The sequence below is a fragment of the Curtobacterium sp. JUb34 genome, from assembly GCF_003755065.1.
Lineage (GTDB): Bacteria > Actinomycetota > Actinomycetes > Actinomycetales > Microbacteriaceae > Curtobacterium.
The window spans coordinates 4,700-18,885 of sequence record NZ_RJVH01000001.1; the positions used below are offsets into that span (position 1 = coordinate 4,700).

The 14,186-nt window shown below is 71.2% G+C and carries 13 protein-coding genes (1 of these 13 cut by a window edge); 5 read left to right on the forward strand and 8 right to left on the reverse strand.

Annotated elements, in window-relative coordinates:
• The 4 genes from EDF63_RS00010 to EDF63_RS00025 form a co-directional block, all read right to left on the reverse strand.
• Nucleotides 1-1,635: the 5' portion of an IPT/TIG domain-containing protein gene (locus tag EDF63_RS00010; RefSeq protein ID WP_185021214.1), read on the reverse strand. Its footprint begins 1,476 nt before the window's first position; 1,635 of the gene's 3,111 nt are visible here — the first part of the coding sequence; the start codon lies at nucleotides 1,633-1,635; its stop codon lies off the left edge, out of view.
• Between the two features lie 244 nt (nucleotides 1,636-1,879).
• Nucleotides 1,880-3,865, reverse strand: coding sequence for a potassium transporter Kup (locus tag EDF63_RS00015; RefSeq protein WP_123312134.1), 1,986 nt, complete (start codon nucleotides 3,863-3,865; stop codon nucleotides 1,880-1,882).
• A gap of 379 nt (nucleotides 3,866-4,244) precedes the next feature.
• Nucleotides 4,245-4,955 (reverse strand): 5'-methylthioadenosine/S-adenosylhomocysteine nucleosidase, encoded by a 711-nt coding sequence (gene mtnN / locus EDF63_RS00020; protein ID WP_123310064.1) that lies wholly within the window; start codon nucleotides 4,953-4,955, stop codon nucleotides 4,245-4,247.
• A 39-nt stretch (nucleotides 4,956-4,994) separates the two neighbouring features.
• Nucleotides 4,995-5,894, reverse strand: a complete 900-nt coding sequence (locus EDF63_RS00025; protein WP_123310065.1) for a serine hydrolase — start codon at nucleotides 5,892-5,894, stop codon at nucleotides 4,995-4,997.
• Between the two features lie 223 nt (nucleotides 5,895-6,117).
• Between EDF63_RS00025 and EDF63_RS00030 the strand changes: the two genes are divergently transcribed.
• Nucleotides 6,118-6,948 (forward strand): SDR family NAD(P)-dependent oxidoreductase, encoded by an 831-nt coding sequence (locus EDF63_RS00030; RefSeq protein WP_123310067.1) that lies wholly within the window; start codon nucleotides 6,118-6,120, stop codon nucleotides 6,946-6,948.
• A gap of 146 nt (nucleotides 6,949-7,094) precedes the next feature.
• Here the strand turns inward: EDF63_RS00030 and EDF63_RS00035 are convergent, their stop codons facing one another.
• Entirely contained in the window at nucleotides 7,095-7,934 is an 840-nt protein-coding gene (locus tag EDF63_RS00035) for a helix-turn-helix domain-containing protein (RefSeq protein ID WP_221180505.1), read from the reverse strand.
• A gap of 106 nt (nucleotides 7,935-8,040) precedes the next feature.
• Here EDF63_RS00035 and EDF63_RS00040 point away from each other — a divergent pair, with 106 nt between their 5' ends.
• Both EDF63_RS00040 and EDF63_RS00045 read left to right on the forward strand, forming a co-directional pair.
• The gene (locus EDF63_RS00040; protein WP_123310077.1) at nucleotides 8,041-8,988 is read left to right on the forward strand and encodes an NADP-dependent oxidoreductase; all 948 of its coding nucleotides are present in this window, start codon (nucleotides 8,041-8,043) and stop codon (nucleotides 8,986-8,988) included.
• A 27-nt stretch (nucleotides 8,989-9,015) separates the two neighbouring features.
• On the forward strand, nucleotides 9,016-9,354 hold the full coding sequence (locus EDF63_RS00045) for a MoaF-related domain-containing protein (protein ID WP_123310079.1): 339 nt from the start codon (nucleotides 9,016-9,018) through the stop codon (nucleotides 9,352-9,354).
• Between the two features lie 9 nt (nucleotides 9,355-9,363).
• On the opposite strand, the gene EDF63_RS00050 is transcribed toward EDF63_RS00045, so the two are convergent.
• Nucleotides 9,364-10,332 (reverse strand): aldo/keto reductase, encoded by a 969-nt coding sequence (locus EDF63_RS00050; protein WP_123310081.1) that lies wholly within the window; start codon nucleotides 10,330-10,332, stop codon nucleotides 9,364-9,366.
• A 132-nt stretch (nucleotides 10,333-10,464) separates the two neighbouring features.
• Nucleotides 10,465-11,214: a carboxymuconolactone decarboxylase family protein gene (locus tag EDF63_RS00055; RefSeq protein ID WP_123310083.1), complete on the reverse strand. Its 750-nt coding sequence runs from the start codon at nucleotides 11,212-11,214 to the stop codon at nucleotides 10,465-10,467.
• Nucleotides 11,215-11,387: 173 nt separating this feature from the next.
• Here EDF63_RS00055 and EDF63_RS00060 point away from each other — a divergent pair, with 173 nt between their 5' ends.
• Together EDF63_RS00060 and EDF63_RS00065 are read left to right on the forward strand one after the other, a co-directional pair.
• Nucleotides 11,388-11,762, forward strand: coding sequence for a DUF2255 family protein (locus EDF63_RS00060; protein ID WP_123310085.1), 375 nt, complete (start codon nucleotides 11,388-11,390; stop codon nucleotides 11,760-11,762).
• 128 nt (nucleotides 11,763-11,890) lie between these two features.
• Nucleotides 11,891-12,784 carry a helix-turn-helix transcriptional regulator gene (locus EDF63_RS00065; protein ID WP_123310087.1) on the forward strand — a complete coding sequence of 298 codons (894 nt, stop codon included), beginning with the start codon at nucleotides 11,891-11,893 and terminating at the stop codon, nucleotides 12,782-12,784.
• A 20-nt stretch (nucleotides 12,785-12,804) separates the two neighbouring features.
• Here the strand turns inward: EDF63_RS00065 and EDF63_RS00070 are convergent, their stop codons facing one another.
• A complete protein-coding gene (locus tag EDF63_RS00070) occupies nucleotides 12,805-14,178 on the reverse strand; it encodes an MFS transporter (protein ID WP_221180507.1) in 1,374 nt (457 codons plus the stop codon).
• Nucleotides 14,179-14,186 lie beyond the last annotated feature (8 nt).

Genomic DNA, 14,186 nt, shown 5'->3' on the forward strand with positions numbered 1-14,186 from the left:
GATCGGGTCGGAACCGTCGACCGACACCGTGGCGTCGTCCGTGAAGCCCGTACCCGTCACGGTGACGACCGTGCCACCGGCCACCGGGCCGTTGTCGGGGTCGAGCGTGGTGATCGTCGGGACCGCGGCCGCGTCGTCGGTGTACGTGAAGTCGAGCGGGTCGGACGTCCCAGCGGGCGTGGTGACCGTGACGTCGACCGTGCCGACGTCGTGCGCCGGCGTCGTGAACGTCAGCTCGGTACCGTCGTCCGAGACGGAGTCCGCCTCGATCGGGTCGGAACCGTCGACCGACACCGTGGCGTCGTCCGTGAAGCCCGTACCCGTCACGGTGACGACCGTGCCACCGGCCACCGGGCCGTTGTCCGGGTCGAGCGTGGTGATGGTCGGGACCGCGAGCGGACCGGCGTTCGGACCGACCGCCGCCGAGGCGAGGTTGACGACGGCGGTGCCGGCAGCCGGCAGGAGGGCGACGCGCAGTGCACGCTGCGTGAAGACGCCGTCGGCGCTGGTCTCCTGCACGTTGGCCTGCAGCGACACGACGGTCGTCAGGGCGTTGGCAAGCGGTGTGACCACCGTCTCGCCCAGGCCGACGACGACCTGGTTGATCGGGGCGACGACCTGCGCCAGCACCGGGTTCACGATGGGCAGGACCTGGCCGACCGGCACGGGGACGCCGAGCACGGTGACCGAGAGGCCCTGCAGCGAGGCGGTGAGCTGCGTGACGACGCCCTGCAGCGCGGTCGTGACCGCCGGCAGGAGCTGCGTCGTGAGCGCGTCCGTGATGTACGGCAGCAGCTCGGTGTTCGCCGGCAGGTTGTTGATGTCCAGTCCGGCGTTCGTCAGCACCGCGGCGACGTCGACCGTGATCGCACCGGTCTGCAGGTTCGCCGTGATCGAGCCGTCGGCGCTGGTGACGTCACCGGTGGCCGAGTCGAGCACCGTGACCAGGTTCGGGATGCCGTCGACCTCGACGAGCGGACCGAGCACCGCGAGCAGGTCTTCGAGGTTGTCGACCGTCGGCTGGAGCGTGCCGAGCGTGGTGCGGAGGTCGGTCACCGTGGCGCCGAGCGCGGGGCTCGTCAGCGACAGGTCGAGTCCGGCGATGCCGTAGTCGCCCGTCTGTGCACCGTCCGGGCCGGCTGCTTGGGCAGCGGTCGCCGAGACGGCACCGACCTCGAGCTGGGCGTTCGCGAGTGCGCCCGCCAGGTCGGTGCCGATGAGGCCCGACAGGTCGAGCGTGGCGTTGGACTGCGGGACGCCGTCCTGGCCGCCCACTCCGATCCCACCGGTGTTCGTCACCGCGCCGGAAGCGGCGACGGAGCTGCCGTCGGCGTTGGCGGCGGCGTACTGGTTGACGGCACCGAGGGTGAGGATGCCGTTGTTCCCGAGCAGGTTGAGACCCCCGCCGAGGTTCACGTTGACCGCGTTCAGCGCGGTGACGTCGAGCGGGTGGACGTCGGTGTCCGCGGCCCCACCGGTGTTCACGGCGTCCGCCGGGGTCACCGTGAGGATGTCGTCGAGGTTCAGGCCGAGCGCGGAACCGCTGATGAAGCGGCCCTCTGCGGTCGACGCGACCGGTGCAGCCATCGCAGGGGCTGCCGCGAGGATGCTGCCGCCGGCGCCGAGGAGCGCCACGGTGACGACCGCGACCCCCTGTGTCCGACCTGACCATCGGGTGGAAGTGGGCGCCCCCGGTTCTTTCTGGGCGCGCGCGAGTGCTCCAAGCCTCATTGGCTGTGCTCCTGATCCTGGTGCTGGTCCGGCAGTTGGTGATGCTGCCTACAGCGCGAGTGTGGTTCCCGTGAGCGTAACCCTGAACGGGTGCACAAGACCAGCACCCCCGAACGGGGGTCTGCGCTCCGCGGATGCGGATCCCCGGTCAGATCTCGACGTCGCTGCCCATCGTCACGGTGCGCTGTGCCGGCAGCCCGAAGCGCGCTGCGGGGTCGGCCGCGTTGTGGGCGAGGCCGACGAAGAGCTTCTTCCGCCAGGCGACCATCCCCCGGTTGCCGGGCACCGGGCGGAGTGCGCCGCGGGAGATGAAGTACGACGCCCGGAGCACTTCCTCCGGGTCGATGTCGAGCACCTCGGCCAGGCAGGCGGCGTGCAGGGCCTTCGGCAGGTCCTGGTCGTCCGAGAACCCGAACTTCACCGTGATGTGGTCGATGCCGTCGTCCTCGTAGCCGAGGTCGTCGCGGAAGAAGGCCTTCGCGTGCGGGACGTGCGGCACGTTGGCGGTGAGCACCGAGACGATCAGGACGGTCCGGTGCACGACGTGGTTGTGCTCGACGTTGGCCCGGAGCGCCAGCGGGGTGGTCTCCTTGTTCGGGTGCGGGAACACCGCGACCCCGGGCACCCGCGGGATGTGCTCGTGGTTGATGCGGTCGATGAAGTCGGCGAGCGACCCTTCGCGCTCCTTCCGTTCCTCCTGCACCAGTGCGCGTCCACGGCGCCACGTCGTCATCACCGTGATCACGGCCAGGGCGATGAGGAGCGGTACCCAGCCACCGTGGATGATCTTCGACAGGTTGCCGGCGAGGAACGTCAGCTCGAGTCCGCCGAACGCCACCGCCGCGACCACGAGCTTCCAGGTCGTCCACTTCCACAGCGGGCGGACGACGAGCAGGAGCAGGAGCGTGTCGACGACGAGAGCGCCGGTGACGGACACCCCGTACGCCGTGGCGAGGTTCGCCGACGACCGGAACGCGAGCATGATCGCGAGCACGCCGATGAACAGCAGCAGGTTCACCGCGGGCAGGTAGATCTGGCCGCTCTCCCGCCGCGAGGTCTGCCGGATCGTCAGCGGCGGCAGCAGCCCGAGCTGGACGGCCTGGCGGGTGAGCGAGAACGCCCCGGAGATGACGGCCTGGCTGGCGATCACGGTCGCGAGCGTCGCCAGCACCACCACGGGCAGTCGCAGCGCGTCCGGGAACAGCAGGAAGAACGGGTCCTTCGCCGCCGACGGGTCGCGCAGCACGAGCGACGCCTGCCCGAGGTAGTTCAGGACGAGCGCCGGGAACACCACGAAGAACCACGCCCGCAGGATCGGCGAGCGGCCGAAGTGCCCCATGTCGGCGTAGAGCGCCTCGGCGCCGGTGATGACGAGCACCACCGCGCCCATCGCCACGAACGTGATGTACGGGTGCGCGAAGGTGAACGAGATCGCCCACGTCGGCGAGAGCCCCTGCAGGACACCGGGGTGCTGCAGGATGTGCGGGACACCGGCGGCGGCGATCACCACGAACCAGAGCAGCATCACCGGGCCGAACAGGTTGCCGACCTTGCCGGTACCGAAGCGCTGCACCGCGAACAGCACGACCAGGATGACGGCGGCGATCGGCACGATCAGGTGCCCGACCGACGGTGCGGCGGTGCCCAGCCCTTCGACCGCGGACAGCACCGACACGGCTGGGGTGATCACGGAGTCGCCGTAGAAGAGCGAGACGCCGACGATGCCGATCACCAGGAAGATCACCGCACCTCCGCGGCGCTTGGCGTAGAGCCGGCGGGCCAGGGCGGCGAGTGCCATCACCCCGCCCTCGCCGTCGTTGTCGGCGCGCATCAGGATCAGGACGTACTTGATCGAGACGATGATCGTGATGCTCCAGAACATCATCGAGATGACGCCGTAGACGTCTTCCTGGTTGGCCTTGACCAGGCCGTCGTCGATCGTGAACACGGTGCGCAGGGCGTAGAGCGGACTCGTGCCGATGTCGCCGAACACCACCCCGAGTGCGGCGAGCGCGAGGACGGCGACGCCCTTGCGCGGCCCGTGGCCACCGTCGTCGGTGGTGTCGGTCGTGGGGGTGGTGTGGTCCGTCGGCTTCGACGGTTCCGTCGGGGTCTCGGAGCGGGTCTCGGTCACGCTCGGCACTTCCGTCTCCGGCCGTCCGGGCGACGGCCGCCGCTCATCATCGCACCGTGCGCGGGATGCGCTCGCAGCTGGCGCACATGCGTGCGCACCGCGGCTCTCGACGTGCGCACGGGGCGGACGGGAGGCACGTGGCGGGCCCGCACCGCGCCTCCCGTCCGACAGCGGGCCGCGGCACGATCCCGCATCCGCGAAAGCGACAAAGTGCCGCGAACAGTTCGCGGAGATCTGTCGCGATGGCGGAACGGACGGTGCCCCGTGCCGCAGGATTGTCGCTTTGGCGGGCAGCACCGTGGCTCTCGACGTGCACGGGGCGGACGGGAGGCACGTGGCGGGCCCGCACCGCGCCTCCCGTCCGACAGCGGGCCGGGTCTCAGGGACGCAGGCCGCGCACCAGGTCGTGGACCACGCGGGCGGCGCGCGCCGCGGCGCCGTCCAGGTGCTCGCGGAACTCCGCGCCGTCGGGCGCGCACAGGTCGCTGATGCACCGGACCGACACGAACGGCATGTCGTGCACGTGCGCGAACTGCGCGATGGCGGCCGACTCCATGTCGACCGCGGCCACGTCGGGGAAGGCGCCGCGGAGCGTCCGGGCGCGTCCCTCGGTGACGAAGACCTCGCTCGAGCCGATCGTCGCCGAGCGCAGCGGCCAGGCGATGTCGGCGGCCATCGCCAGCTCGACCAGTCGGGCGTCCGGTGCGTACCCGGTCGGCATCCCGGGCACCTGGCCCAGGGCGTAGCCGAACGCCGTGGCGTCCGCGTTGAGGTTGACGTAGCGATCGCCGACGACGACGTCCCCGATCGCGATGCCGTGCATGAGGCCGCCGGCGGTCCCGACGCTGATCACCGGGATGCCGGGTCCGAAGTCGTGGAAGCCGTGCGCGACGGCAGCCGTCGCGTTCGTGAAGCCGATGCCGCTGCGGCGGACGGCGACGGTGGCGCCGCCGATGTCGAGCAGCTGGTGCGGGTCGTGGCCACCGACCGGGCCGTCGAGGATCGGCACTCCGCCGAAGAGGTCGGCGAAGGCGGAGACCTCTTCGCTCATGGCCGCGATGATGATCGCGACGGGCGCCTGTTCCTGCACTGATCGATCCTCGCACGGCGAGGAGCCACGAGATGTCAGTTACCGCTGCCGGGCGAGCTCCTCGGCGACGAACGCGGCCATGGCGTCGGCGCCGAAGTGGTCGTCGGCGGTGATCGTGACCACGGTGTCACCGTCGGGGTGGTCGTCGAACAGCAGCATCTGCCCGTACGCCCCGTGCAGCCGCCACAGCTGCCCCGGGCCGCCCCACCCGGCCATCGCGTAGCGGTGGTACCCCGGCCCGGTCCCCTCGCGCTCGACCCAGTCGGAGTGCATCGCGTCGCACCAGCGGGCGCTGACGATGCGCTGCCCGTCGACCACTCCGCCGTCACGGATGAGCCTGCCGAGGCGCGCGAGTTCCTCGGTGCGGAGTGCCAGGCCCTCACCTGCGGCGACGTACCCGTTCGCGCAGCGTGACCACTCGACGTCGTCGATGCCGAGCGGGTCGAACAGGCGTCGGGACACGAACGTGCCGACGTCGCCGACGCGGGTCTCGAGCACGCGCATGGCGGTGTAGGTGCTGACGTTCGCGTACTGGAACACGCGGCCCCGCGAGGGGCGCCGCAGGAACTCGGCGGCCAGGTCCGGCCAGTCCGTCAGCTCGGTCGCCGACCAGGGCATGTCGATCCCGCTCGTCATCGTCAGCAGGTGCCGGAGGGTGACCTGCTCGACGCCGTCTCCGAACGCGAACCCGGGCAGGGCGTCGGCGATGGGCTCGTCGACGTCGACCAGGCCGTCGTCGGCGGCGATCCCGGTGGCGAGCACGCACACACCCTTGGCCGCGGAGTGGATCTCCTCGCGCACGTCGGGCGTCCAGCGGTGTTCGGCGACGTCGTCCGCGGTGCCGTCGCCCCCGGTGCGGACATGCAGGCCGTGGGCGCCGAAGCCGGTGTCGTCGACGTGCCGGACGATCGCGTCGAGGATGCTGGTCGCGGTGGTCACACGCCCATCCTCTCGCGTGCGCTCGGTGTCCCCACCCTCGGCGTCGTCGTGCAGACGGCCGACCTGGCGGGGCCGGGCGCGGCCTGCGCACTGACACCGTGGCGGACGGGAGGCCCGTGGCGGGCCCGCCACGTGCCTCCCGTCCGTCACGTGGTCCGTCCAGGGCCGACCCTGTAGGACGGACGGAGGCGAGCGCACGCTCGCCTCGACCCGAGGAGCACCCATGGCCGCGAAGACCATCGTCATCACCGGCGCGAGCGACGGCATCGGCGTCGCCGCCGCGCGGGAGCTCGTCCGCCGCGGCAACGAGGTCGTCGTGGTCGGTCGCAACCCCGCCAAGACCGAGCGGGTCGCCCGTGACCTCGGCGTCGACCACTTCGTGGCCGACTTCTCGGACCTGTCCGCCGTCCGGGAGCTCGCCGCGGACCTGCTGGAGCGCTGCCCCCGGATCGACGTGCTGGCCAACAACGCCGGCGGCATCTTCAGCGCGGGCCGCCAGGTCACCGTCGACGGTCACGAGCTGACGTTCCAGGTCAACTACCTGGCGCCGTTCCTGCTCACGGAGCTGCTGATGGACCGGCTCGTCGCGTCCGGCGGAACGGTCATCAACACCTCGAGCGTCGCGAACAAGCTCTTCGGCCGCGTCGACATCGACGACCTCGACGCCGAGCGGCACTTCCGGGCCACCAAGGCCTACGGCGACTCGAAGCTCGAACAGATCCTGTTCACCAAGGAACTCGACCGCCGGTACCGCGACCAGGGCGTGACGTCGACGGCGTTCCACCCCGGCACGATCAGCACCGGGTTCTCGAACGACAAGACCTCGCCGATGTACCTCGTGTACCACACGCCCCTGCGCCACGTGTTCCTGACGACACCGGAGAAGGGCGCCGACACCCTGGTGTACCTGGCGGACAACACCCCCGGCCGCGACTACCCGACCGGCGAGTACTACGTGAAGCGCAAGGTGGCGGCACCGAACCCGCAGGCCGAGGACGCCGACCTGGCCCGAGAGCTGTGGGACCGGAGCGTGGCGATGCTCCACACGGCCTGACCGGCAGCGCTCCGCGTCGGTCGGCGGCAGCGCTCCGCGTCCGTGTCCGGCGCGCTACGCCTGGGTGTTCGGTGCCGTGATCATCGGGGCGACAGCGAGCGCCTGAGCGGCGCTGCGGCCGTCGGCTGCCCTGGGCAGCGTCAGCGTCAGCGGTGCGGAGTGCGCTCGGCGAGCTGGCGCAACCGTTCCTCGGACGCCGACCCCGGTTCCGCCGTCCACAGCACGATCAGCTGGTCGTGGTCCATCGCCGACGCCAGGATCTCCCAGTCGAGCTCGACCGTACCGACGACCGGGTGACGCAGGGTCTTCCGCCCGGTCCCGCGACCGGCGACGGCGTGGGCGGCCCAGATCTCCCGGAACTCCGGGAAGTCGGCCGTCATCCCGTCGACGACCCGGCGGAGCTCGGGGTCGTCGGGGTACCGCGCGCTGTCACCCCGGAGCTGCGCGATGGCGAGCTCGACGACCTCTGCCCAGTCGGCGTACAGGGCTCGCATCGCCGGGTCCGCGAACAACAGCCGGATGAAGGTGCGGTCCGCCGGTGGGATCGCCCCGAAGTCGGTGATGAGCGCGGCACCGAGCCGGTTCCAGCCGATGATCCGCGTCAACCGTCCGAGGACGAACGCAGGTGTCGTCGCGAGGTCGTCCAGCGCGCGTTGCAGCGCCGGTTGCACCGACTGCACGCTCGGCAGTGGCGGAGCGGCCTCGGCCTTCCCGGTGAGGTCGGTCAGGTACGCCCGGTGCTCGTTCGTCAGACGCATCACGTCGGCGAGGTCTGCCAGGACTGGAGCGGACACCGCGATACGGCCTTGCTCGATGCGCGTGTAGTACTCGACGCTGATCGACGCGGCCTGCGCGACTTCCTCCCGACGGAGGCCCGGCACACGTCGCCGCACGTCCGCAGGGATCCCGAACGCCGCCGGGTCGAGTTCCGCGCGCCGAGCACGCAGGAAGTCACCGAGCTCTGCTGCGCGCACGTCGATCGCCACGTCGGGCAGTCTGCCACCGGACGGAGAGGGGGAGAGATCCGTGCCCTCCACAGCGCGGACGCCGGCTGGCATCGTCGGGTGCGTCCCCGACCACGAAGGAGCCACCATGAGAGCGATCGGTCTGACCGAGTACGGAGCACCCGATGTGCTGCACGAGGTGCAGCTGCCGGAACAGCACGCGGGACCGGGCGAGGTCCGTGTCCGGGTCCGCGCCGCTGCCGTGAACCCCGTCGACACCATCATCCGGTCCGGAGGGTTCGCCGGCAACGACCGTGCGATCGCCGAACCCGTCGTCCCCGGTACCGACGTCGCCGGTGCCATCGACGAGATCGGCCCGGAGCAACCCGAGGGGTTCGACCTGGTCGTCGGGGACTCCGTCACCGGGTTCGTCGTGCCGGACGGGAGCCACGGTGGCTACTCCGAACGGATCGTCCTGCCGAGCCTGTCGGTGACCCGGATGCCGTCGAACGGCTCGTTCGCCCGAGGCGCGGCGTTCCTGTCGAACGCCCTCACCGCGGAGATCACCCTCGAACACCTCGCCCTGGAGCCCGGCCAGACCCTCGCCGTGACCGGTGCGACCGGCGCCGTCGGCGGGTACCTGGTGCAACTCGCCGCTGCGCGCGGCATCACCGTGATCGCCGATGCGCGTCCCGCCGACGCAGAGCGCGTCCGCGGTCTCGGTGCGGCGGTCGTCCTCGACCGTGCGGCGGACTTCACCGCAGGGGTCCGGGACGCCACGAACGGTCGCGGTGCCGACGCGGTCGCGGACCCGGCGGTCCTGACCGACCAGGTCGTCGACGCTGCTCGCGACGGCGGGCAGGTCGCGTTCTACCTGCCGACCGACGTCGACCCGGGCCGCGGCATCAGCGTGTTCGGGTCCTACGTGATGCGCTCGAACCTCCGGCACGACGCCATCGAGCGGCTCGCCCGATCCGTCGACCGGGGCGAGCTCACGGCAGATGTCGCCGGAGTCGTCCCCGCCGCCGACGCTGTCGCCGCTCACGAACGACTCGAACGGGGCGGCGTCCGCGGCCGGCTCGTCCTCGAATTCTGATCCACACGACCCACGAAGGAACCCCTCTTGGACACCACCGCAACCCTCCCCGCCGTCGGACAGACCTGGCTCGCCGACCTCGGCCCGGACACCCCCCTCGGACACTTCACCGTCGAGATCACCTTCGACACCGACACCCAGGTCACGTTCCACGTCACCGGGGGCGCCATCGCCGGACGGACCGAGACGATGCCGTACACGACCACGAAGGTGCGGGACGGGCTCTACGTGGTCCGGTGGACGGAAGACGACGCGGGCGACCACGTCACCCACATAGAGGACTACGACGCCGGGACCTGCATGGCCAGCTCCGTGGTCGGCGGGGAGTTCATCCAGCTCAGCGGCACCTGGACACGCGTCCGCTGAGCGTCGCGCTCACCACCAGAACGGTGCCTGCGGCTGGTAGGGCGCCTCGATCGCGGCCACCTCGTCGTCGGTGAGGTCGATGTCGAGCGCGGCGACGGCGTCCTCCAGGTGGTTCGGCTTGGTCGCGCCGACGACGGGTGCGGAGACGACCGGGTTCCGCAGCACCCAGGCGAGCGCGACCTGGGCCATCGGGACGCCCCGGTCCTCGGCGATGCGCTGCACCGCGTCGATGACGGGCCCGTCGGCGTCGGAGTCGAACGCCTTGGCGACCTCGTCCACGCTCGAGCGGGCCGTCTCGACGCCGCGTGGGCGGGTGAGCCGCCCCTTCGCGTTCGGGGAGTACGGAACGAGGCCGACGCCCTGGTCGACGCACATCGGGATCATCTCCCGCTCTTCCTCACGCTTGAGGGCGTTGTACTGGTCCTGCATCGTCGCGAACGGCGTCCACCCGTTCACCGTCGCAGCGGTCTGCATCTTCGCGAACTGCCAGGCCCACATCGACGAGGCGCCGAGGTACCGGACCTTGCCCGCCCGCACCAGGTCGTGCAGCGTCGCCATGGTCTCCTCGACCGGGGTCTCCGGGTCGAACCGGTGGATCTGGTACAGGTCGATGTAGTCGGTGCCGAGGCGGGAGAGCGACGCGTCGACCTGTTCGAGGATCGCCCCGCGCGAGAGGCCCGAACCGCCGGGGCCGTCGTGCATCTTCCCCGACACCTTCGTCGCGAGGACGATGTCCTCGCGTCGTGAGAACTCGCGGACCGCGCGCCCCACGAACTCCTCGCTCGAACCCTGCTGGTAGACGTTCGCGGTGTCCCAGAAGGTGATGCCGAGCTCGACCGCCTGCCGGAAGAACCCGCGGGCGGAGTCCTCGTCGATGGTCCAGGAGTGCAGACCCCGAGCGGGGTCGCCGTAGCTCATGCAGCCGAGGGCGAGACGACTCACGACGAGTCCGGTCGATCCGAGACGGGTGTGGTGCACGGTGTCCTGCTTCCGGTGGTGTGCGGCTGCGGCGACGGACGACGCCTCTGGACGGGGGTCGTTCCCGCGTCACGTTCGACCCTAGGGAAACGGAGCCGAGCACGGGGTGCACCAGTGGGGCACCGCTGTGGCTCAGGCCGCCGCGGGCGCACCCTTCTCGACGGCGGCCAGGCCGTTGAGGGTGCGCGGGTAGCCGATGTACGGCAGGAGCGCCGTGAGCACGTCGAGCATCTCGGCGCGCGTGTTGCCGACGTTCTGGTTGGCGGTGACGTGCGCGGCGACCTGGCCGTCCGCTCCCCCGAGTGCGACGAGCACCGCGAACGTCAGGAGTTCTCGCTGCCGGACGTCGAGACCGGTCCGCGTGTAGTAGTCGCCGAAGCAGTTCGCGGACAGGAACCGCTGGAAGCGCGCCGCATCGCTCGGGGCGTTCGCGTACATGGCGTCGACCGTGTCACCACCGACGATCTCCCGCTGTGTCGCGATGCCGCGCTCGGTCCGGTCCGCAGGGGTCGTGGTCGCCTGCGACCGGAGCCGCGGTGCGGTCCCGCGCGCGGTCAGCACCTCGTTCACCGCGGCCAGGAACCCCAGGCTGCGGCCGATCCCGACGTAGGCGCCGGCCTGGTACACGACCTCCTTCACGGCGATCGGTGACACACCGGCGTCGAGCGCAGCGTCGAGGAGCACCCGGAACGGTTCGACGGCACCGACGGCGACCAGGGCGCCGAGCTGGTACTGCAGGCGATCGGTCGCGTCGAGTGCGCTCTCCGCGACCGTCTCCGTGAAGGTGAACGCTCCGATGCGTTCGACGAACTCCGGGTCCGTCGTGCTGAATGCTCCGAGCAGCGCATCGTGCTCGGCGTTCGTGGGCTGGTTCGTCGTCATCGGTGTTTCCTCCGCTGTTCCGTGGGTCACTCGCGTGGGTCGCTGACGAGCGAACACCGCACCGGACACGGCTGGGATGCACCGTCGAGAGGTGCTCCACGAGGGCATCCCTCGACCGTCCACACCCTCGTACGGTGGGGGAGCAGCGCACTGGCCCGACGAACAGGATGCACATGTCCGACTGGAACCCCGACACCATCGCGGCGATCGCCGCCTCCGACGACCTCCACGTCAGCCCGTTCCGGGCGGACGGCACGACGTACGGCACGCCGACCTGGATCTGGTCGGTCGTCGTCGATGGCGACCTCTACGTCCGCGCCTACAACGGGCAACGCTCCCGCTGGTACCGCTCCGCGATCGAACAGGGCGCCGGCAGGATCAGCGCCGCAGGGACCGAACACGAGGTGGTGTTCGAATCCATCGGCCCCGACCTGAACAGCCGGATCGACCTCGCGTACGAGACGAAGTACGCCGGCAGTCCGTACCTCCCGCCGATGCTCCAGGACGGGCCGACCTCGGCGACCGTCCGGATCAGTCCGCGCGCGTGACCACGGCAGGGGCGCGGTGGACGCGCCACAGGGCGGACGGGAGGCGCGGTGCCAGCTGGCACCGTGCCTCCCGTCCGGTGTCCTGGCAGTGCACCCCGCGCCCCGGCGCGGACTCGTAGGGTCGCCTCATGACCACGAACCGCGACGACGTCAAGGACTTCCTCGTCAGCCGCCGTGCCCGGGTCCGCCCGGAGCAGGTCGGCCTGCCCGGCGGGCCCAACCGGCGGGTCGCCGGCCTGCGCCGCAGTGAGGTCGCGATGCTCGCCGACGTCAGCGTGGAGTACTACTCGCGGCTCGAGCGCGGCAGCCTCTCCGGCGTCTCCGACGGCGTCCTGCACGCCATCGCCGGCGCGCTGCTCCTCGACGACGCGGAGCGCGACCACCTGTTCGACCTCGCACGGGCGGCGAACGCCTCCCCGGTCCGTGGACAGCGCCGCGCAGCGACGCCGAAGACCCTGCGCGTCGGGCTCCAGTACACGCTCGACACGTTCACCGGCGGGCCGGCGTTCATCCGCAACGACCGACTCGACCTGCTCGGTGCGAACGCGCTCGGCCGGGCGCTCTACGCGGACCTGTTCCGCAGGTCGGAGCGGCCGAACCTCGCCCGCGCCGCGTTCCTGGACCGGGACTGGGCCGACGCGTTCCACCCGGACTGGGACGTCGCCGCCGACCAGAGCGTCGCGATCCTCCGCACCGCGGCCGGCCACGATCCCCACGACGAGGACCTGCAAGCCCTGATCGGTGAGCTGTCGACGCGCAGCCCGGAGTTCCGGGCGAAGTGGGGTGCGCACGACGTCCGTCGGCACGCCACGGGCGAGAAGCACTTCGTCCACCCCGTCGTCGGCGTCCTCGACCTGCACTTCGAGGGGTCACGGCTGATGAGCGACCCGGGCCTCAGCCTCCTGCTCTACAGCGCGGAACCCGGTTCACCGACGGCCGACGCGCTCCGCCTGCTCGGGTCCGTGGCCGCGACGGAGCAGCGGGACTCCGCCGAGCACCGTGGGACCGACGTCCGGAGCTGACGCTGTGCCGTCGCCAGCGGTCACTCGCTCGTGATGCGGATCGCTGCCAGCGCCGCGACGAGGAGCACCACGGCGGCGACCACGAAGCTGGTCTGCGTCCCGACCACGAACTGCGACCGGTCCGCCAGGAACGCCCCGAAGACCGCGATCGCCACCGCCCCGCCGACCTGCCGGAAGGTGTTGAACACCGCGCTCGCGGTTCCCGACCGCTCAGCGGGGACGCTGGCGAGGACGACCGACGTCGCGGGCGGCATCGCGACCGACCCGCCCGCGCCGGTCAGGATCGTGCAGACCGCGACCGCGACGACCGAGTCGTGGGGTGCGAGCACGATCATCACGACGAGACCGAGCACCATCGTGCTGAGTCCGGCGACGACGGGGACCCGTGCGCCGAACCGGTTCACGAGGGTGCCGCTCACCACGTTGCCGACGATGCTGAACGCCGCGGACGGCAGGAACACCAACCCTGCTGCCAGTGGCGACAAGCCGAGGTGCTGCTGCAGGTAGAGGCTCAGGACGAAGACGCTGCCGAAGTTGCCGACCATGAACGCGAACCCGACACCGAGGGCGATCCGCATCCCGCCGGAGCGGAACAGGTCGAGCGGCATCATCGGGTTCCGGCCGTGCGCCTGCACCAGCAGGAACCCGGCGACCGCGGCAGCGGCGACCACCAACGCGACGACCACGTACCAGCGGCCGAAGCCCGTCGCACCGCCCTCGATGAGCCCGAAGACGAGCCCTCCGAGCGCGAGCAGCGCGAGGACCTGACCGGCAGCGTCGAACCGCGCCGGTCGCCGAGCCGACGGGGCCACCCGGACGAGCATCACGAGCATCACGACGCACACTGGCAGGTTGATCGCGAAGACCAACCGCCAGTCGAGCGTCGTCAACGCGCCGCTGAGGATCGGTCCCACCGCTCCGGCGACCGCGCCACCGACGGCCCAGATGCCGAGGGCGTGCGCCCGCTCGCGGGCCTCGGGGAAGGCTTCGCGGATGAGCGCCATCGACGCGGGCAGCATCACCGCGGCAGCCGCGCCCTGGACCGCTCGCGCGGCGATCAACGCGCCGAGCGTCGGGGCGAGGGCACAGGCGACGGAGGCCACGAGGAACCCCGCGACGCCCCAGCCGATCGCCCGCTTCGCCCCGATCCGTTCGGACAGGTTGCCGGCGAACAGCAGCAACGAGGCGAACAGGAGCGTGTACGCGTCGATCACCCACTGCAGCCCCGCGGTGCTGCCGCCGAGCTCCCGGCCGATCGTGGTCAGGGCCACGTTCACGATGAGGATGTCGAGCGTGATGAGGAAGAACCCGAGCGAGGCGAGCACGAGTGTCAGCCGCGCGGCTCGGTGCGGGCCTCGATCGGTCGGGACGTCGGCTGTCGTCGGAGCGGTCACGGTTCGAT